General features: G+C 44.4%; 16 protein-coding genes and 4 tRNA genes. 14 read left to right on the forward strand and 6 right to left on the reverse strand.

Features of this window, described 5'->3' with window-relative positions:
• The first annotated feature begins 1 nt into the window (after window position 1).
• The 9 genes from FE810_RS10580 to FE810_RS10620 all read left to right on the forward strand — a co-directional run bounded on the left by FE810_RS10580 (window position 2) and on the right by FE810_RS10620 (window position 6,088).
• Window positions 2–1,222 carry an aspartate kinase gene (locus FE810_RS10580; protein WP_138320028.1) on the forward strand — a complete coding sequence of 407 codons (1,221 nt, stop codon included), beginning with the start codon at window positions 2–4 and terminating at the stop codon, window positions 1,220–1,222.
• A 128-nt stretch (window positions 1,223–1,350) separates the two neighbouring features.
• On the forward strand, window positions 1,351–1,545 hold the full coding sequence (gene csrA, locus FE810_RS10585) for a carbon storage regulator CsrA (RefSeq protein WP_136736177.1): 195 nt from the start codon (window positions 1,351–1,353) through the stop codon (window positions 1,543–1,545).
• Window positions 1,546–1,715: 170 nt separating this feature from the next.
• Window positions 1,716–1,807: transfer RNA gene (locus tag FE810_RS10590), tRNA-Ser, on the forward strand.
• A gap of 29 nt (window positions 1,808–1,836) precedes the next feature.
• Window positions 1,837–1,913: transfer RNA gene (locus FE810_RS10595), tRNA-Arg, on the forward strand.
• A gap of 99 nt (window positions 1,914–2,012) precedes the next feature.
• Window positions 2,013–2,089: transfer RNA gene (locus FE810_RS10600), tRNA-Arg, on the forward strand.
• A 115-nt stretch (window positions 2,090–2,204) separates the two neighbouring features.
• Window positions 2,205–2,281 (forward strand) — tRNA-Arg (locus tag FE810_RS10605).
• A 614-nt stretch (window positions 2,282–2,895) separates the two neighbouring features.
• Complete coding sequence (locus tag FE810_RS10610) at window positions 2,896–3,162, forward strand: OadG family protein (protein WP_138320029.1); 267 nt, start codon at window positions 2,896–2,898, stop codon at window positions 3,160–3,162.
• Between the two features lie 9 nt (window positions 3,163–3,171).
• Window positions 3,172–4,947: a sodium-extruding oxaloacetate decarboxylase subunit alpha gene (gene oadA, locus FE810_RS10615; RefSeq protein WP_138320030.1), complete on the forward strand. Its 1,776-nt coding sequence runs from the start codon at window positions 3,172–3,174 to the stop codon at window positions 4,945–4,947.
• Window positions 4,948–4,957: 10 nt separating this feature from the next.
• Complete coding sequence (locus FE810_RS10620; RefSeq protein WP_138320031.1) at window positions 4,958–6,088, forward strand: sodium ion-translocating decarboxylase subunit beta; 1,131 nt, start codon at window positions 4,958–4,960, stop codon at window positions 6,086–6,088.
• Window positions 6,089–6,168: 80 nt separating this feature from the next.
• On the opposite strand, the gene FE810_RS10625 is transcribed toward FE810_RS10620, so the two are convergent.
• Window positions 6,169–6,396 carry a superinfection immunity protein gene (locus FE810_RS10625; RefSeq protein ID WP_281278330.1) on the reverse strand — a complete coding sequence of 76 codons (228 nt, stop codon included), beginning with the start codon at window positions 6,394–6,396 and terminating at the stop codon, window positions 6,169–6,171.
• A gap of 437 nt (window positions 6,397–6,833) precedes the next feature.
• Here FE810_RS10625 and FE810_RS10630 point away from each other — a divergent pair, with 437 nt between their 5' ends.
• Window positions 6,834–7,190 carry a VOC family protein gene (locus tag FE810_RS10630; RefSeq protein WP_138320033.1) on the forward strand — a complete coding sequence of 119 codons (357 nt, stop codon included), beginning with the start codon at window positions 6,834–6,836 and terminating at the stop codon, window positions 7,188–7,190.
• Window positions 7,191–7,272: 82 nt separating this feature from the next.
• Window positions 7,273–7,665 carry a hypothetical protein gene (locus tag FE810_RS10635; protein WP_138320034.1) on the forward strand — a complete coding sequence of 131 codons (393 nt, stop codon included), beginning with the start codon at window positions 7,273–7,275 and terminating at the stop codon, window positions 7,663–7,665.
• 19 nt (window positions 7,666–7,684) lie between these two features.
• Here FE810_RS10635 and FE810_RS10640 read toward each other — a convergent pair whose 3' ends face one another.
• Entirely contained in the window at window positions 7,685–8,413 is a 729-nt protein-coding gene (locus tag FE810_RS10640; RefSeq protein WP_138320035.1) for a ferredoxin--NADP reductase, read from the reverse strand.
• A 114-nt stretch (window positions 8,414–8,527) separates the two neighbouring features.
• Window positions 8,528–9,889 carry a DEAD/DEAH box helicase gene (locus FE810_RS10645; protein WP_138320036.1) on the reverse strand — a complete coding sequence of 454 codons (1,362 nt, stop codon included), beginning with the start codon at window positions 9,887–9,889 and terminating at the stop codon, window positions 8,528–8,530.
• A 264-nt stretch (window positions 9,890–10,153) separates the two neighbouring features.
• Between FE810_RS10645 and FE810_RS10650 the strand changes: the two genes are divergently transcribed.
• On the forward strand, window positions 10,154–14,287 hold the full coding sequence (locus FE810_RS10650) for a hypothetical protein (RefSeq protein ID WP_138320037.1): 4,134 nt from the start codon (window positions 10,154–10,156) through the stop codon (window positions 14,285–14,287).
• A 107-nt stretch (window positions 14,288–14,394) separates the two neighbouring features.
• Here the strand turns inward: FE810_RS10650 and FE810_RS17085 are convergent, their stop codons facing one another.
• From FE810_RS17085 to FE810_RS10660, 3 genes are all read right to left on the reverse strand, one after another.
• A complete protein-coding gene (locus FE810_RS17085) occupies window positions 14,395–14,568 on the reverse strand; it encodes a hypothetical protein (RefSeq protein ID WP_171022335.1) in 174 nt (57 codons plus the stop codon).
• A gap of 182 nt (window positions 14,569–14,750) precedes the next feature.
• Window positions 14,751–16,340 (reverse strand): AmpG family muropeptide MFS transporter, encoded by a 1,590-nt coding sequence (locus tag FE810_RS10655; protein ID WP_246037021.1) that lies wholly within the window; start codon window positions 16,338–16,340, stop codon window positions 14,751–14,753.
• Between the two features lie 210 nt (window positions 16,341–16,550).
• Window positions 16,551–16,841 carry a hypothetical protein gene (locus FE810_RS10660; RefSeq protein WP_138320038.1) on the reverse strand — a complete coding sequence of 97 codons (291 nt, stop codon included), beginning with the start codon at window positions 16,839–16,841 and terminating at the stop codon, window positions 16,551–16,553.
• A 1,284-nt stretch (window positions 16,842–18,125) separates the two neighbouring features.
• On the opposite strand from FE810_RS10660, the gene FE810_RS10665 reads away from it, so the two are divergent.
• Window positions 18,126–18,581 carry a hypothetical protein gene (locus FE810_RS10665; protein ID WP_138320039.1) on the forward strand — a complete coding sequence of 152 codons (456 nt, stop codon included), beginning with the start codon at window positions 18,126–18,128 and terminating at the stop codon, window positions 18,579–18,581.
• 185 nt (window positions 18,582–18,766) lie between these two features.
• Window positions 18,767–19,189, forward strand: coding sequence for a hypothetical protein (locus FE810_RS10670; RefSeq protein ID WP_138320040.1), 423 nt, complete (start codon window positions 18,767–18,769; stop codon window positions 19,187–19,189).
• Window positions 19,190–20,281: the final 1,092 nt, after the last annotated feature.

Here is a 20,281-nt window from a genome sequence, read left to right on the forward strand (position 1 = left end):
AATGGCAATTATTGTACAGAAATTCGGGGGAACCTCTGTGGGTTCCCCCGAACGTATCCAAGCGGTTACATCGCAGGTAATCGCTACACGCCAACAAGGCCACCAAGTGGTGGTAGTTCTGTCGGCGATGTCTGGCGAAACCAATCGATTGATGGATCTTGCAAAATCCATTGATAACGCGGCAAGTGGCCGTGAATTAGACATGTTGCTGGCCAGCGGCGAACAGGTTTCCATCTCGTTACTCGCCATGTCACTAATCAAACACGGCTATTCTGCCGTCTCCTTTCTCGGTCATCAAATTGGTATTCGTACTAATAACCGGTTTAACAATGCCCGTATTATCGATGTTGATAACAAGCGCCTCAAATCCGAATTGGAACAGGGCCATATTGTGATTATTGCCGGTTTTCAGGGGGTCGATTATGAGAATAATATCACCACCCTGGGGCGTGGAGGTTCAGATACTTCGGCGGTGGCCATTGCGGCGGCATTGCAAGCCAAGGAATGCCAGATTTATACGGACGTCGATGGCGTTTACACCACGGATCCAAGAATTGATCCGTCAGCACGTAAAATTCACTCAATAACGTTTGAAGAGATGCTGGAAATGGCCAGCTCCGGCGCGAAAGTGTTGCAAACCCGTTCCGTGCAGTATGCTGGCAAGTTTAAAGTACCCTTGCGCGTGTTATCCAGTTTTATGCCCGGGGAGGGCACTATGATCGATTTTCAACAGGAAGCGGCATCGACCAATCCCGTTAGTGCGGTAACTGCTCACAAAGATGAAGCCATGTTTTCGCTTTGCAGCGGAGCGGATTTGGTCGCGCTTAATGCCAGGATATTTTCGGAACTTGCTGAGCAGGATGTGGAAGTTGATATGATTGTTCAATCCTTTACCCGTCCCGGTACGACGAATCTGAATTTCACCGTACATCGTAAAGATTTTGCAAAGACGCAGGAATGTTTGCAACGATTACACGCTGAATTGGGTCTTAGTGAAGTAGACGGCAATCAGCAGTTAGCAAAAGTGTCGGTGATCGGTAATGGTATGCGTTGTCATACCGGTATTACCGCGCAAATTTTTGCGACGTTAGCCGCAGCCAATGTCAAAGTTTTTTTGGTGAGTACCTCAGAAATAAAGATTTCTGTTTTGGTATTGGAGAGTGATCTCAATGGCGCGGTTCAGGCCTTGCACAAAAAGTTTTTGATTAAATTAGATATTTAATAACTTTTTTCTACATTGTTTGCTAAATTTTGGTAAAGCGTTAAGTTAATTATCAGTTAATTTATGTTCTATAAATCAGTAGTCTGGTAATATTAGCGTGATTTCTAATTTAAAGGAGAGCATAACGGATGCTTATTTTAACAAGACGGGTTGGAGAAACTTTGATGGTTGGCGATGATGTCACCGTTACAGTTTTAGGAGTAAAAGGTAACCAGGTTCGTATCGGCGTTAATGCCCCGAAAGAAGTTTCAGTTCATCGCGAAGAAATATACATGCGAATACAGGCTGAAAAAGGGGATGAAGACAACGTTGGTAATCAATAATACCAAGCCCATTTATCACGTGGGATTGGTACAGGAAAGGCAATAAAGCCTAGCCCCTCAGCATTGTTTGGCGTGAAAAATCACCAGGTTGTTTGAATAATCGGCAAACAGAAATAAATCCGAAAAAATCGTTTGACTTATTTTTCGAATCCATTAATATGCACGCCATCGGTGAGGTGGCCGAGAGGCTGAAGGCGCTCCCCTGCTAAGGGAGTATAGGCGTTAAACCCTATCGAGGGTTCGAATCCCTCCCTCACCGCCATTTAATGATTTAAATGGCGATTCGATTGCGGACACGTAGCTCAGCTGGATAGAGTACCTGGCTACGAACCAGGCGGTCGCAGGTTCGACTCCTGCCGTGTCCGCCACTTCTTCTAAGTGGTAAAATAAAAGAATTCAACGCCTGGCGTTGGCGCGATTCCTAACGTGTAGAATTGGACAGACACAAGTACTGTGACACTTGATGCGGACACGTAGCTCAGCTGGATAGAGTACCTGGCTACGAACCAGGCGGTCGCAGGTTCGACTCCTGCCGTGTCCGCCACTTTTTCAAAGAAGGCAGAGTGAATACTCTGCCTTTTTATTTGTAACGTTAAAAGCTCTAGTATCCAGCAATCGCTTTTAACCATACATAGCTATATTGATAGTGCTAGTTTTGCGGACACGTAGCTCAGCTGGATAGAGTACCTGGCTACGAACCAGGCGGTCGCAGGTTCGACTCCTGCCGTGTCCGCCACTTATTTAAAGTGGTTAAGAAAAAAGGCAGAGCGAAAGCTCTGCCTTTTTTCGTTATTAACTTGCACTCACTGCGCATCCTTCCTGCGCATCGCCTGTGACTCCACCGCTGGCAATGTTAATAAAAAGCCCGTTAACCCAAAACCCAAACCGAATATCGAAGCCTAGTACGCTTACGAATACCAACACCGTATAGCCGCACTGAATACCAACACTAAAACACCGTATCGAAACCGACTCTAAACATCCTCTTCTGGTGAATTCCAAGCAAACGTTTTTCCAACGACCTGTCACCAAGTCATTACAAAACTTGTCAGTGACAAACTAACGAATCACTCATGGATGATATTTGCAACGCTGAGCACCAAATTGGGGCGAGTGTTTGCGAACTTTTGCCGGCATTTATAAAAATTTCTGGCTCAATCCGCGATTAATCGTCCTATCGAACCGTATTTACAATTTTGGTACAAAGTGCTTGTTTTTCTTGCGCTTGCTGCACTGTTTTTGTTCATTTTGTTATTTTTTATGCAATTTTTTTACATAGTTTTGACAAATGTTGATTGATTAAAAAAATTGGAGTGATTATTCTATTTCTTTTAAGCACGGATATGCAGTATGGAAAATATCGCTGAAACGTTTATTGAAGCCGGCACACTAATGGTGGTTGGCATGGTGTTTGTCTTCGCCTTTTTGAGTTTGTTAATCGTTGCCATCAAAGTATTGGCAAAGATTGCAACGAATTTTCCCGATGCCAAGGTGCCGGAAAAGCTGCCCAGACAAATCTCCAGCAATACGACTCGTGAAGGCGAAGTGCCTGCCACCGTGGTTGCCGCAATTTCATCGGCCATCAGCCAATACAGAAAAAATAAAATAACTAAATAGGAGCATTGCATGACTAATCCACTCGGTATTACGGAACTCGTGCTAAGAGATGGCCATCAATCATTACTGGCAACTCGGATGCGTTTGGAAGATATGTTACCCATCGCGCCAAAACTCGATGAAATCGGTTTTTGGTCTATTGAATCCTGGGGCGGAGCAACTTTTGATTCCTGTATTCGTTATTTAGGTGAAGATCCCTGGCATCGCATTCGCGCTTTGAAAGCGGCGATGCCAAAAACCAAGCAGCAGATGTTATTTCGCGGTCAAAATATTCTAGGCTATCGTCATTACGCCGATGATGTTGTAGAAAAATTTGTTGAGCGCGCGCACGTCAATGGTATCGATGTATTCCGTATCTTTGATGCGATGAACGACACCCGTAACCTGGAAACCGCGATCAAAGCTGCGGTAAAAGTTGGTGCCCATGCGCAAGGTACTTTGTCATATACAGAAAGCCCGGTTCATACCTTAGACGGTTGGTTAACGATGGCGCGCAAACTCGAAGATATGGGCGCGCATTCTTTGTGTATTAAAGATATGTCTGGGTTGTTAAACCCCTATGATGCAGAAGCGCTTATTTCGGGCATTAAAGCATCGGTTTCTCTGCCGATTTCGTTGCATTGTCATGCCACAACAGGCTTAAGTGTCGCCACACATATGAAAGCCATTGATGCGGGTGTCGACGTTATTGACACTTCGATATCATCAATGAGTATGACCTATGGCCATTCGCCAACGGAATCCATAGTTTCTATTGTTGAAGGGCGTGAGCGCGATACCGGTTTAGATATGGTGAAACTAGCCGAAGTTGCCGCTTATTTTCGTGATGTTCGGGAAAAATATGCCAAGTTTGAAGGTAGCCTGAAAGGTGTAGATGCACGGATCTTGTTGGCCCAGGTGCCCGGTGGCATGTTAACCAATATGGAAAGCCAGTTAAGAGAACAGGGGGCGGCGGATAAACTCGATGAAGTGTTAACCGAGATCCCAAAAGTTCGTAAAGATTTGGGTTACATTCCATTGGTTACACCCACCTCACAAATCGTAGGTACTCAGTCAGTATTGAACGTATTAACCGGTGAGCGTTATAAATCGATTACCAAAGAGACTGCCGGCGTATTAAAAGGTGAATACGGTGCGACTCCTGATGCGGTGAATAGCGAATTGCAAGCACGAGTATTGGCCGGTGATGACGCAGTCACTTGCCGCCCTGCAGATTTACTGACGCCAGAAATGGATAAATTGGCAACGGAACTGGAAGGTTTAGCTGCCGAGAAGGGTATTGAACTGGCCGAAGAAACCATTGATGATGTGCTCACTTATGCATTATTCCCACAAATCGGATTGAAGTTTTTAGAAAACCGTAATAACCCGGATGCCTTTGAACCGGCACCGAGTAAAGACGACGTAAAACCGGTCGCATCATCTGCAGCAGCGGCCAGCAATAATCATGGTCCTGAAAGTTATTCGGTGCGTGTTGATGGCAAGGTTTATGATGTTGTTGTTGCCCCGTCAGGTGCAATCGAAAACGTAGAGCCTGCCGGAGCGATCAAACAATCGGCGTCAGTCGACAGTTCTGAAACCTTAAATGCCCCATTGGCGGGTAACATTTTCAAAGTCGAAGTCAGTGAAGGTCAAGCGGTTGCCGCCGGTGATGTTGTTATGATCATGGAAGCAATGAAAATGGAAACTGAAATTCGCGCAGTGACATCAGGTACAGTGACAGGTATTTTGGTGAAAGAAGGCGATTCTGTTGCCGTTGGCGATGCTTTGTTGAATCTAGGATAGGGTAATCATTATGGAGTCGATTATTACCCTTTGGGAATCAACGGGGCTGGCAAATTTTCATTATCAGCAATTGATCATGATGGCAGTCGGACTAGGTTTACTCTATCTGGCCATTGCCCGAAAGTTTGAGCCCTTATTACTTTTGCCAATTGGCTTTGGTGCTATTTTAACCAACATTCCATTAGCGGGCTTTACAGAAGCCGGGGGACTATTAAAGTACGTTTATGATGCGGGTATTGATACCGGCATCTTCCCATTGCTAATTTTTATGGGCGTTGGTGCGATGACGGACTTTGGTGCCTTAATCGCGAATCCGAGAATGTTATTGCTCGGCGCCGCTGCACAGTTTGGTATTTTCGCCACCTTGTTTGGTGCGATTGCGCTGAATCTGATCCCGGGATTTGATTTTACCCTGAAAGACGCATCCGCCATTGCCATAATCGGTGGCGCGGATGGTCCGACAGCGATATTCCTGGCTTCGAAACTCGCCCCGGATCTGCTCGGCGCTATTGCTGTTGCCGCGTATTCGTATATGGCGTTAGTACCCATTATTCAGCCACCCATTATGAAAGCGCTGACCAATGAAAAAGAACGTCAGATTGAGATGAAGCAGTTACGCCACGTCACTAAGTTTGAGAAGATCATCTTCCCGCTGGCGGTATTATTGATGACCGTTCTGTTTCTACCCGCAGCAACGCCATTAGTCGGTATGTTCTGCTTAGGTAACTTGATGCGTGAATGTGGTGTGGTAGATCGATTAAGTTCCACTGCGCAAAATGAATTGATCAATATCGTCACTATTTTCTTAGGATTAGGGGTTGGCTCTAAGCTAAGCGCCGATAAGTTTCTTAATGCAGAAACCTTAGGCATTTTGGCACTTGGTGCGGTTGCATTCTCTATTGGTACTGCCGCAGGTGTACTAATGGCAAAACTGATGGCCAAGTTCTCTAAAGACCCAATTAACCCATTAGTTGGTGCAGCCGGTGTGTCTGCGGTGCCCATGGCGGCGCGTGTTGTTAACAAAGTCGGTCTGGAGTCGAATGCGCATAACTTCTTGTTGATGCATGCGATGGGACCAAATGTAGCTGGTGTATTAGGATCTGCCGTCGCAGCCGGTGTGCTGCTAGCACTTGTTGGTTAACACTAAAATCGATATCCAATCAGAAACCGGCCTGGAAGTGTGCACACCCTAGGCCGGTGTTTCATTTAATCACGTAATTTTTATGTTTTTGATTCGCTTTTGATTTCGCTTTTTTGTTGACCACGAGAATCGAGGGCACCCGGCTCACTTGCCTGATTTTTCTTGGTATACTTTTCGACGGCCTTACCGGTCACCGCCCAAACCAATACACCACTCCAGGCGATTAATGAGAATCCAGCCGGAATACAGGCGAGCAGGATAAGTTTAAAATGTTTGCGGTTAAAAATTAACGCAAGCATTGCCGGCAAAAACCAAAGAATGACACTTATGATAAGAACAATTGCGATAAAACCGTAATTGTCGCTTGTGAATTAATTATCAAATATTTCCATATTGCTACTACCTTCCATTGTTACGTTTCGAATGAGAAACTGAGTGTTTACACGATTGTTTTGCAGGTTCAACAAACTTGAACCGACAGTGGTTGCTGTCTCTGTTAATCGGATAATTTAACGTAAATCGCTGATTTATAATAGAGTAAATGTTTTTGGTAGCCATGTTTATTGGTGCCGATAGGCATAGATGATAGTGCTTATCCTTCGAGGTTCGGCTCGCTTGTGATTTCATCTAGTGTTAAGTTTAACGGGTTGTTTTTAATATTTTCACCGTTTACCCGTTAAAACATGAACACGTAAATCGCAAAGCCGTTAAATATTTTAACCGATTAAAAGCATAGGCAATCAATATGTCCAACCATGAAAAAATCAATTACCTTGAGTTTCCAGCCAGTGATTTAGCCAAAGTAAGACAATTTTATGAGCAGGTTTTTCAATGGAAATTCACCGAATATGGCGATACTTACCTTGCCTTTAACGATGGTGTTATCGATGGCGGGTTTTATCAATCCGACAATCGCAGTAGCCAACAATCCGGTGGGGTTTTGGTTGTCCTTTATAGTAATGACATTGCATCGACGGAAAACAATATCCTGACCCATGGTGGCGTCATTAGTACACCTTTGTTTGATTTCCCAGGTGGTCGTCGTTTCCATTTTAAAGACCCAAATGGCAATGAATTGGCGGTATGGACAGATAAGTCTTAAAACCTAAGTTTTATCGCAGTTCAAAACTGCAAGTTTTGTTATTTTTGCTATAGTTTTATCGACTTCTTTGTGAGGAATAATGATGAAATTTAAGCAACTTATACTTTCTTTTAGCTCGGCTTTATTTTTACTCTGTTTTAGTTTTTCTTCAGTCGCCGAAGAATACTCTAATGAATGGCGTATTTATTTCGATGGCAAGGCAAGCGAAGATGGATCTTATACTTTGACCTTTAGAGAAAAAGGCGGTGAACCATTAACCGCAGTTATAAAGATAGATAAGGGGACTCGTGAAAATCAGGCCGCACGTATCACCCGTCGCCAACTCGATGGCGAAGTGAAAGGTTATGATGTCGATAAAGAAGATGGCGAAGAAGTACAATTTCGCAATCGTATGCGTGGTGAGGAATTTAGCCTGGAAATTGACGATAGTAATCTGAAAGGTTTGGATGTCAAACTGCGTAAAAAACGTTTCTAGTCTTGCCAGGAGCGGCGAGTTACCAATAACGTTCCATGGTGATGTGCCCTGGCACCCGGTTGCGGTGTTTACGAAAGCCCTGTTGTTCGAGCAGGGCGTTAGCATCGGTGATCATCGCTGGGTTGCCACATAAGATGATATGCGATTGTTCTGGGGCAAGTTGTTGTGGAATGCGCTCCTGCAATCCCTGATAGAAATGCGTAATGCGGCCTTTTAATTGGTTGCTGTCCGGCTCGCGACTCACCACAGGGTAATAATGTACATTGTTGCCCAGCGCCTTAAGTTCCTGTTGATAGTGCACTTTACTGCTATCGGTAATGCCATGCAGGATCACAAACTCTTTATACTTTTTCTGAATTTGCGTATCTTTTATCAAAGATAGAGCCAGCCCGACTCCTGTTCCCGTTACCCAAAACCAAAGGTTATTGGCTTGTGGTAATCGTTGATGGGTAATTAAACCATTGGCGTTTTTATAGAGATATACCGGATCACCAACACGCAATGCTTTTAGTTTTGGAGTGAGTAGACCTTCTTCCACTTCAACCAGATAAAACTCCTGATAATCTTCATCCGGGTGACTGATGAACGAGTAGGCGCGACTAACGAGCTTATCATCAATCATTAACCCAAGTTTGGTGAATTGACCGGCATAATATGAAGGGATCGGCGCTTTGACTTTAAGGGCAAAGCAACCGCCATCGAAATGATTGATATCAACCACTGTGCCTTTAACAAATCGGTCTTGCATGCATTCAACCAAAATTTTGGGGAGATGCTTCGTTTATAGCCAAGTTAGTGCAACTACGCAACAGATATCAAATCACGCTCTTGATTAAATCTGGTTTTTAATTTTAGCTGTCACCTAACTTTTGGGGCCAGATGCAGGCTTTCTACGGCGTTGGTTTGAGGTGTTTTTCGCGTAAGGGTTATCTTTACCCGGCTTACCCTGAGAGCGTCTGCTACCTGGTGGTTTATGACCGGATGCAAGTTCAGAGCTGCGTTGTCCGTCATGATGCTCAACCTTAGGCGCTTTCGGCTTCTTCGGTTTTTTCGCCTTAAACGGACGAATATCGTGGGATTTTGGCAGCGGGTTCGCGGCGTCAAATCCTTCAATTTCCTGACGAGGGATAATTTTTTGGCTCAAACGTTCGATCGCGACCAGCAATTTAAACTCATCGGCACAGACTAATGAAACTGCCTGGCCGGTACTGCCAGCACGGCCCGTACGACCAATTCGGTGGACATAATCTTCTGCCACATGCGGTAATTCAAAATTGACTACCTGCGGCAATTGATCAATATCCAGACCTCGAGCAGCAATGTCCGTGGCAACCAGCGCTCGGATTTTTCCTTCCTTAAATTGGGCCAGCGCTTTGGTTCGAGCACCTTGGCTTTTATTACCGTGGATAGCCAATGCGCTGATACCATCCGCTTCTAAGTGCTTCGTTAATCGATTGGCACCATGTTTAGTTTTACAGAAAATCAATACCTGTTGCCAGTTGTGGTGACCGATTAAATAGGACAACAACTTAGGCTTTTTATTTTTATCGGTTGGATAGACGAATTGTTCTACAGTTACCGCGGTAGCATTTGCCGGATTAACGGAGATCTCTACCGGGTTATGCACTAAGGTTTTCGCCAGGGATTTTATGTCTTCGGAAAAGGTTGCAGAAAATAGTAAATTTTGACGCGTTTTCGGTAACAGTTTGATAATTTTATTGATATCACGAATAAAGCCCATATCCAGCATACGATCGGCTTCATCAAGCACTAATACTTCAACTTGCGAAAAGTTGACTGCATTTTGTTGATGCAAATCGAGCAAACGACCCGGGGTTGCGATCAGGATATCAACACCTTGGCGAAGTCGCATCATTTGAGGGTTAATTTTCACCCCGCCAAACACTACCGCAGAGGTCAAATCAAGACCTGTACCATAGGTGTGTACACTTTCGGCCACCTGTGCGGCTAATTCTCTGGTCGGAGTTAGGATCAACGCACGAATGTGATTGCTTTTAACCCTTTCTCCATTACTCAATCGTTCTAATATTGGCAGAGTAAATCCGGCAGTTTTACCGGTGCCGGTTTGCGCCGCGGCCATTACGTCTTTTCCGGACAGTACTGCGGGGATCGCTTGTTCCTGAATCGGAGTAGGAGTCTGGTAATTTTGTCGTGCAAGGTTTTTTACGATTGCCGGGCTTAGGCCCAGAGTGTCAAAACTCATAGATGTCTCAATGTGGAAAGAAAATGGACCCAGGTACCGGGGCTTAATAGCGGTGGTGCAGGGTACAGTATAGCAACCGGTAGCGCAACCTAATTGCTTTTATGCGATCTGGGTAACACGATTGATTCGCAGAACAAATAGTAGACATTGAACGGCAATGATTGGGCTAACCGATGCTGGTTATTAACTTATTGTTAACCCACGTTTTTGTTGTTAGTTTAATGATTGATGAACTCGTTATTCGACTTTTTATAAGGAATTGGTATGCAGTTTTTGGTGAATGTTGCACGTGTGTTGGTGTTTACGGTTGTGGTTGCTTTCAGCAATCCGGTCGTAGCACAAAATAGCAATCTGCAGGATATCCCCAAGTCTTTGCAACCCTGGCAGTCATGGGTGCAAGCCGATATTCAGGACTTGCAGTGTCCTAATATAAATCGCTTACCATTTAATAACATTAGCCATCATATTTGTGCCTGGAATTCTCCCCTTATTCTCGATTTGAACACCAATGCCGGTGAATTTTCCCAGCGCTGGCTGGTTCTGAATAAGGAAAGTTGGGTGGCGTTACCTGGTGATAACTGGGTGTGGCCAGAAAATGTTACCGCAAACCAAAAAACGGTCGCGGTTGTACGTCATCAGGGAAGACCGCATGTGCTGTTACCGAAAGGCGATTATCAGATCCGTGGTGAATTTCACTGGCAACACATACCAAAGCAGTTAGGGATCCCGCCACAAACGGCTTTATTTGAACTAAGCGTTAACGGTGACAAAAAAGAAAATCTTCGCCTCGAAGGTGGTGAACTCTGGCTTGGTGCGCCACAGCTTGCTCGCGTTGAGGCCAATGAAATGACCATCGATGTTACCCGCTTGCTGGAAGATGGACCGTATCTGAGTTTAACTACATTGCTGACCTTAAAGGTGTATGGTCAGGCAAGGGAAGAAAATCTTGGCCAGGCGTTACCCGAAGGATTTACCCTAACGGGCATTGAATCGGATCTCCCGACGTATTTAGATGGCCAGGGGCAATTGCATATCAAGGCGTTACCAGGTGACTGGGAAGTGGAAATACAGGCTAGAGCCAGACAAGACCAGCTGACGATTACCCGACCAAGGATAACCTCACCGTGGCCAGAACAGGAAATCTGGGTGTATGCGCCAGATGAGTCGTTTCGCATGTCAAAAATCACTGGCCCGGCGCCAGCGGATACCTCTCAGGCAATTTTGCCAGGCGAATGGGAAGAACTGCCGGGCTATCTGCTAGATGATAAGTCGAATTTACACATTGACGTTAGCCACCGGGGAATGTCGGCCCAGATCCGCAATCAGCTTATGTTGCAACGCAATCTGTGGCTCAATTTTGATGGTCAGGGGTTTACGTTTCGGGATCACTTAACCGGGAAAATGCTCAAAAACTGGCGCCTGTCCATGCCCAGCCCTTATCGTCTGGAATCCGGACAAGATCAGGACGGCACCTTATTGGTCAGTCAGGTTGATGAGGTGCGCGGTATTGAAAACCGTTATCACCATTTGGATATTCATGCTCAGGGACAAATCACCTCGATTTCGACGTTTAATATCACCGGCTGGCAGCAATCCTTTGATACCATCAACTATGCCATTCAATTACCGCCATCGTACCGGTTATTTGCGTTATTTGGTGCTGACCATACCTCTAACACCTGGTTGGATAAATGGAACCTTTGGAATAGCTTTGTGGTTTTATTGATCACCGGCTTGATTGCCAGTTTATTCAATAAACCTATCGCGGCGCTGAGCATGATTGCTCTGGTATTGATTTATCATGAACCGGGTGCCCCGGTTATCGCCATTGGTGTCGCATTATTGTTTGTGGCCTTGCAGCGCCAAATCCATACAACAAGGTTTGGTTTTATTGCAAAGGCCTTAGCCAAAACCACGGTGTTGATAGCCTTATTAGCCAGTGCTTACTTTATGGCTACCCAATTGCGCTTGGTAGTTTACCCGCAGCTTGAACACCAATATGTCGCTGATAAGCTGCAACGAAGCGCATCGGTTGAAGCTTTTTCGCCACAGGCATTAGAAGAGCGACGCCTGGCGGATGCGGAATATAAAGCCGCCGCAAAGCGCAAGCGCGAAGACGATGAATTCGAGCGCATCGAGGTGACAGAGTCACGTGTAAAACGTAGCGAATTAATTTCTCGTTATCAGGCCAATGCACCGCTGCAAGCTGGATCCGGACGTCCGCAGTGGCGTTGGAATTCCTATAGCGCAAGATGGAATAGCCCGGTCGAACAGGGCCAGCAAATTCATTTACTGATACTGTCGCCGACCGTATACAATCTATTGCGTTTGAGTGGCTTAAGTCTGTTATTGCTGATGCTTTATCTCATGCTCAAAAACAGTTTTTCTTCAGGCGAGCAGGTTAAAAACTGGCTTAAGGGTAATGTCACCAAGAGCAAGGCAAAAGGCAAATCCGTGTTAGGGGTTGGTTTACTTGGCTTGCTTACCATGGCCACATCGTTGATATCTGAGCCACTACAGGCCGCAGGCTTTCCGGATCAACAACTCCTGCTTGAATTACAGAAAAAGCTGGCGCAGCCTGAAAAGTGCGATCCGGATTGCGCGACCGTGCAATCGGTTGACCTGGTTATAGACAAACAGCAACTAACGTTAGTGTTGAATGTGCATGCGATAGCATCGGTCGCTATCGCTTTACCAAGTTCACCGCAGTGGCGGGCGCAACAGGTGTTGATTAATGATCAGCGAGCCAAAGCGTTATTAAAACGTCAGGATAAGACCTACATAATGGTCGCAGCGGGTATCCATCAAATTGAGCTAAAAGGCGAAATTTTCCATCAAGACACCATTGCGATTCGTTTTGATGAGCGCCCGCAAACGGTCAGGCAGAAGGTTCTCGGCTGGGAAATTTCCGGGGTTCATCGTAATAAGCTAACCCACAATACCTTAGAGTTGATACCCAAAAGCAATTCTGAACAACAACAGGCGGGTAACGTTAAACAACGCATTAAACCTTTTGTAAAGGTAAATCGTCGCCTGTATTTTGACGAGAACTGGCGTCTGGAAACCGAAGTGCAAAGGGTGGCGCCAAGTAAGGGAGCGATAAATGTAAATGTTGCTTTGCTACCACAAGAGAAGGTGTTTAGTGCGGGTGTCGTGGTTAAAGATAATCAGGTCAATGTGACAATGTCGGCTGCCGAAGATTCGGTTACCTGGCACTCCAACATTCCCAGAGTCACTCAGTTCGCCTGGCAAGCGGCAGACAATGATAGCTATATTGAGCAATGGCGAATCATTGCAAGTCCGAGTTGGACGCTATCACTTGAAGGGGTGCCTCAGGTTCTCTATGAGATGAGTGGTGATGATTATTTCGAGTTCAACTTCTTACCGCAACGAGGCGAAACGTTAACCTTTAATGTCAGCAGACCTGAGGCTGTACAAGGTGAGTTCCTGGCAATTGATAATGCCAAAATCCGTTGGATGCCGGGCAAGCGACTGGCTAAATTGGAGCTTGAATTTGATTATCGCAGTACCAAAGCCGCTCAACATCGCATTGATATTCCACCAGGATATGAGCTCACCGAAGCATTAACTGATGGCCGGCGTTTACAATTGCAATTGCAACAGCAGCAACTGGTATTGCCGATATCCCCTGGGCAACATAACTATCGATTGGCATTTAGCCATAGCCAGGAGTTAACGCTCCATAGTGAGTTTCCGGTGTTTGATCTCAAGGTGCCAGTGAGTAATATCAAGAGTCAAATGCCATTAAATGGTGATCGCTGGCTGCTATTTACATCGGGACCGAGCATTGGGCCGGCCGTGGTTTATTGGAGCGAATTAGTGGTATTTGTATTAGCGGCCCTATTGTTGTCAAAGTTAAATTTTGCGCCATTGTCGTTATGGCAATGGTTACTGTTGGGGTTAGGTATCAGTACCAATAACTGGTCGGTATTTATCATGATTGTTCTGACATTTGCCGCGCTTCGTTTTTATCAACGGCCACAGAACGAGTCGCATTGGCGACGGTATAACCTCGGCAAGATAGGGATCACACTGCTAGCGATCGCGACGCTTATCGGGTTGGTCGGTATTATCCCCGTGGCTCTGCTCTCAGCCCCGGATATGGGCATTGTTGGCAATCAGTCCCATAGTTGGAGCCTGAACTGGTTCAGCGATAAAAGCGCCGGGTTGACACCACAGATATGGGTGTTGAGTCTACCGATACTGGTGTATAAAGCCGTGATGTTACTTTGGGTGATGTGGTTAAGTTTTACATTTATCCGTTGGGTTAAATGGGGCTGGAAACGACTCACGGACGATGGATTTATGATGGCGAAACCAATTATCGTGAAAGCCGATACTCCTCATCAGACTAAAACTTCAGGCTCGGATAATTAACCTCGGATAATTAACCTCGGATAATTAGCCCCGTATTATTATCTAAGGTTCTCAGTAGCAAAAACCGGAGCATGGCTCCGGTTTTGTTTAGGGTAATATCTGACTTATTATTCTGAGGTGAGATGGATCATCAAGGTGAAAAAGCCAATAATAATTGCGTTAAATACCGCGATATACATAAAGCCTCTAAAGCCCTGCTTGGCCGAGTAATTGTGCTTTTTTAAGTACCACCACCATACCAGGCACATAATGACAGGAATAAGAAAAAATAATCGGATCATAGTATTGTTAATTACCTGATTGTTGTTGATGAATGATTGATTGCTTCGATTCTTTTAGCTAACGCTATTTTGCTAATTTATTGTTTAAACAACGATAAAAGAACAATCTTTGTACCTATTCTAAACAATTCCCTGCAAAACTGAAGCAAGATCTCATTACAAGGCAAAACACTAATAAGAGCTTAACTTGCTTGTTGGTTGCTTGCAATAATCCGCCCTAATGGCTTTCTAATGCTATACAGAAATAACAGGCTTGGGATCACCATTAGTGCGGTTAACACGAAAAACAATGCCCAATTACCATCCAGGCCGTCAACAATCACCCCAGAATACGAGCCAAGTGTTACGCGGCCAAAGGTGCCGATAGAGGCCATCAACGCATATTGGCTGGCGGTAAACGTACGATTACATAACACCGAAAGTAATGCGACAAATGCGACCGAGCCCCAGGCGCCGGTAAAGCCATCGACGAGCACGGCAATTCCCAGCAACCATTGACTTGGACCTGTCAGCGCGATGACTGAGAATATTAGGTTGGACAATGCCATGGCGATGCCACCAATAAACAAGCCTTTAATAATGCCAAAGCGAATGGTGAAGACACTGCCAATTAAGGAAAACAAAATGGTGACCCACCAGTTCATTAGTTTCGAAAATACCGCAATATCGGTATTGGAATATCCCACTTCTTTATAGAACACCAGGCTCATCCGGCCAAGATAGGCTTCGCCTAATTTAAACAAGAAGATAAACATCAGTACCGAAAGCGCAAACCGTGTACCGTTGCGGGTAAAAAATTCATGTAACGGTGCAACCAGGGTGGTTAGTAGCCAGGCAATTAAATGATGAAATCCGTTAGGCCGAATATGTGTTTGCAAAGACGACGTTACGCTCAACCGTTGGCGGTGTAATGCCTTTAGCAAGAAAAACATTAACCCCAACAGGGAAATGCCTAGCACCGTACTGGATACCGGAGCGCTACTGCGCGCGAGCCATTGCTCGGGCCATAAAGGGTAACCAAAACCCGCATAGGCGATAAGAACAATGAGCAAGCCAATACAAGCGGTGATAGCAGAACTTAACAGCGGGTGGTGCGGGACCTGCGTCAAAAAGTCCTGTTGGATTTTGTCTTGTTGCTGTTGGCGATTGGTTTGTGGCTCGCTGACCACAAAGACAGTGATCATCAATAACAGCATAAGCAGAGTTAATACTAAATAAACTTGCGGCCAGTAAAGTTGTGAGTGATCAACCAATAAAAATGGGATGGCACCCAGCCCGGCGTAACCTGTCCACCAACCTGAGGTTGCCATGGCCGAGCCTGCGGCCATGCTGGCATCATCATTATCGAGAATATCAATTCGGTATGCATCAATGGCGATGTCTTGGGTTGCCGAGCTTATTGCCAGACATAAACCAATGAGTGCCATCGTCGCAAGCTGTGAGTTCGCTTCAAATAACGATAGGGAAAATGCACACAGGGTAATAATGACCTGGGTAAGCAAGATCCAACTTCTTCGTTGACCCAACCATTTCCCCAACCAAGGCAGGTTGACTCTGTCTACCAAAGGGGACCAAAGGAAGTTAATCGAATAGGCGACAAAGATTAAACCAAAAAGCCCTACCGAAGAGCGACTTAATCCTTCATCCGTGAGCCACGCCGTCATTGCTGAGCCAATTAAGACCCAGGGGAAACCACTGGCAATACCAAAACAAAAAATGGTTAAGAGCTTGGGATTGGAAAAATAAGAGAGCGTGTGGCGAAATGATTGCACGTGGTTTGTTCTTTGTTATTGGCGCTGTTATGAGACTAACAAATATTAGTAAGCAGAGAAATCAATATTTGAGCGATGTGGCCAAGATAGGGGGGCTGGATGGATATTCTGTCGACTGGAACGATAACAAAGGGCTTTATTGAAAATATTGCCAATGAAATCGACTGGCAGGTGACTGCCAGGCATTAGAGATCAGGTGTAAATGCAGTTTTAAACTGGGCGCCAACCGACACAATGAATCGGGTACCTTCCCTGACCTTGCAAAAATTCCATACAGGCTTCAATCTCAAATTTGAGATTCCAGTCATTATCCAGGTCGTTTAACGAACCGGAGCCTAATTTTAATTCATGCAAAAGGTGCCAAAATACCCGTTCTCTGGCGTTATTGGGTGTGTCATCTGTGACTTTCAGGACGTTCCATTCTTCAAAACAGTCCCAAATGAACAGATTAATTTCGGTTGGATGTACTTCGTTCTTTAACAGCGCGTTCAGGTAGTACATCAACTGCGATATCTTTTCGTTGATAAAATGGTCGACTGGCACGGCAACCTCAGTGATTTAGCGCAAATTATTGTTATTAGAATTCAGCTTCGCTCGCCGTTTGTAACGTCCTGTCAGCTGCTTTCCATTATGGTCAAAAACTAACCTAACGTATTTGGCATGAAAAGGGAAGGGATTGCGACCTAAAGGTCTCATCCGGTGACAACTTCGAGCTGGGGCTCTCGTAAGGTGGGGTTGCGACTTTGTGTCTCACCGGGTGACAATTGCGAACTGTGGCTCTCATAGGGTGTGGTTGCGACTTTATGTCTCACCGGATGCACGTGTGAGTTTAAGACTTGGTTGGCTATTGCTGGTATGCCTTGAATTGACGTTAACTATCTGAAAAGGTTAATGTCTATAGTGAGCGATTAAGAGTCATTTCTGAAGACAATTAATTGCAAAAAGCAAGGAAGGAATAGTGTCGGCGTTGCTTGCATTCATATTCCCAAAGCACTAAGTAAAGGCATCTCTGTTGATTTTTACTTATGACTATGAAGATTGCGCAAGGACTTGGGCTTTGTGTTCGCCGTGTGAAGACTCACTTGTAAAAAATAGGTAGTAGATCTAAAGACTCTTGAATGAAAAAAGCTGACTTCAAAGTAGTGTGTAGCTCATGCAGGGATAAAGCTGAAGAACTTTTTAAAACAAATTTTGATTAGGATAGGATAGTGAACTTCATTGAGGAATATAAGCTTTGGAATAGGCACCTGGTAGGAACAATGTTAATTGTAGGTACGTTACTTATTCTTTTTTGGGGGTACCATAATAAATTATTGCTTGCCCCCTTTTTCTTAGGAGTAATTTTGTCGAATCGAGACAACTCCAAATTAAAAGTGTCAAATACCTGGCATGGCAAAGCAACTTTTCTACTTTGTGGTTTGGCTGGTGTACAGGCAGCTTCCCTTATAGAGAACGAATACGGTTTGATATTGGTACCACTAACCGAGAATTTTTACTTTATAATCGTCTCATGCCTAATAAGTATTAGCACATACATCAATAGTACTTACGTCTTATATTGTGAGTCTAAAAACTAAATCATTTCAAATCTCATCGAGCCTCGATAAACTCCTTATTTAGAGCTTTTGTATATTAGCATTTGCTAACAGGCAGCTAATGGCACATTGCGACGTCGCCATAAATAACGTAAGTTATTGATAAGTTGCTAGTCGCGAGCGGCTGGTGTGTCGACTTACCCCATTTTCGTGGACACACTACAATTGTTGTAGGAATAAAGGATTTATCATGTACCGTCTTACAATTTTTCTAATGTTATTATCCGCTAATACGTATGCAAATGATGCAGGGGTAACTTCTGTTTACCTTGAATTTGAATCAGCTTATCTCAGTAATGATGTAGAGAAGTTTGAACCATGGTTGCATAACGAATACACACTTGTGCAATCTCTCAATGTTCCAGATATTGGCAAAGATTCTCGATCAGTTACGAAAGAACAGTTACTGGGGGCCATGAAAATGATGGGTAAACCAAGTTCGATGCCCCAGTCCTCAGGTGATAGCGTTGAAATATTAAATCAGACAGACGAAACGTTTTGTGCAGCCTCTACCACTTTAAATAGAACTACAGTCTCTGGTCTTAATTACGAAGAAAAAGAGGTCCGGAAAGTTTGCTTTAGCAGGGATGATAAAAAATATTTGGCTACTACCCACGAAATAGATGTTTTTTACAAAAAACTTTGATTCCCATGGACTTTAAAGAGCGATCTACAGTCATTCAAACTAACTGTAAGTAAATCGCTAATGGAGATTCAAATCTAATACGAATTGAGGACGGTGATAATCGGCCTGCAAGTTCGTAAGCTTCTGGTATGTCGATCAACAGGTGATCGCCAACATACGAAAATATCACGGATTGGAGGGTTGATATGACAGGGAAAAACCTCTGGAACTGCTTGGTGGGGCTTATTGTTGCAGTTGCTTGTGTGGCTTTTGGTTATTCGACAATACCTGATACAGATGATGTTGAAAATCCTATTTATAGTATCACCTTCAAAATTTCTCCTACCACTAGGAATGTTTTTTATTCGCGCATTGAGGCATTTGGCGAAGCGAATGCATTTGCGATTAGAAGCGTGCCTACAAGACCAAATTCAGATAGCTCACTGACTCAGCTTTGGCGTGAAGACATCAAGATAATCGGCGTAAACCCATTTGATCCAAATGTTTATAATTTTCACTTCTACAACAATGATAGTGTTCCTGTGAATCCGAAATCTTTGAGTTACCTTGTTCAGGAAATTAAAGCTGTAGTGAAAAACTTGAAAGGTGCCAGCTTCGAGGAGCAATAAATAAATCGTCCAGAATTAAAAGTTACTTCGTGTCATTGACGTTTTTATCAACTTCTAAGACACCACTCTGGGTAGATTTTGATAGCGCATTACATGAATTTGACGCTAACCAACTGAAAAGGTTAATGTCTTCTTAGAGCGAACTAGAGTCGTTCAGGGATTCTTCAAAATAGAGTTACCGAGTATTAAACAAAATAAACTGTTAAACACTACTATGGAAAGAGAAACAAAATTAGAAAAACGAGCAGTCCAAGTCTTATGCATATTATTTGGACCGTCTTTAATACTGACTCCTGAGCTAGGTATGTTTCTCTTGGCGACTTTTGTAACTCCTACATCTATATTCGAATGGAACCCTTGGTATTACCCCTTAGGTTTTGTCTCTACAGTGTCAGTGCTAATGCTAGCAGCTCGATCATACAAATATTCAACTTCAACAGCAGCATATATCTGGTTTTTTCAAGCAATTTACTGTCTTTCATGGGTGGTAGGCAAACTATATATTTATAATCAAGGCTTGATTTTAGCGCTTTGGTTTATCGTTTGTGGTGCCATATCTCTGTTTGTTTCTTTTTGCCTACATCGTCACAAACAAACTATGGAAGGACATCATGCTTAACCAAGTGCTACAACCAAGGTAGTAAGCTGCCTAGATTCGGTAAAACTGTATTAATCTCTATACTGAGCGCAGAGTTCGGATCAAAAGTCACCGTATATTAGCAATTGCTAACGGGCAGCTAATGGCACATAGCCGCCGTTCAATCGGTTACGATAGATTCCCTGTAGTGTCAGGGAATGACGCGAGGTGGTTTTGCTTTTCACTCGAAACAGCGTGTACTCGGAGCTGATGACATCAGCGTACCCGAAGCGACGTTCTTCGTCGTGTACCCGAAACAATCTTCGATTGTGTACTCGAAGTGACGTTTTTCCGTCACGTTCCCGGAGCATCGCTTGCGATACGTACTGCTCTTATTGGCACTTTTGAGACATTCGGCTCTAGCTAAGATTCCCTGTAGTGTCACGATGTATGGACTCCCTCCCCTCGGGGATGTAACGTAAAAATGACCAAACCTTTACGACGGAGTCCATACA

The sequence above is a fragment of the Thalassotalea litorea genome (genome assembly GCF_005843925.1).
GTDB classification, from domain to species: Bacteria; Pseudomonadota; Gammaproteobacteria; order Enterobacterales; family Alteromonadaceae; genus Thalassotalea_A; species Thalassotalea_A litorea_A.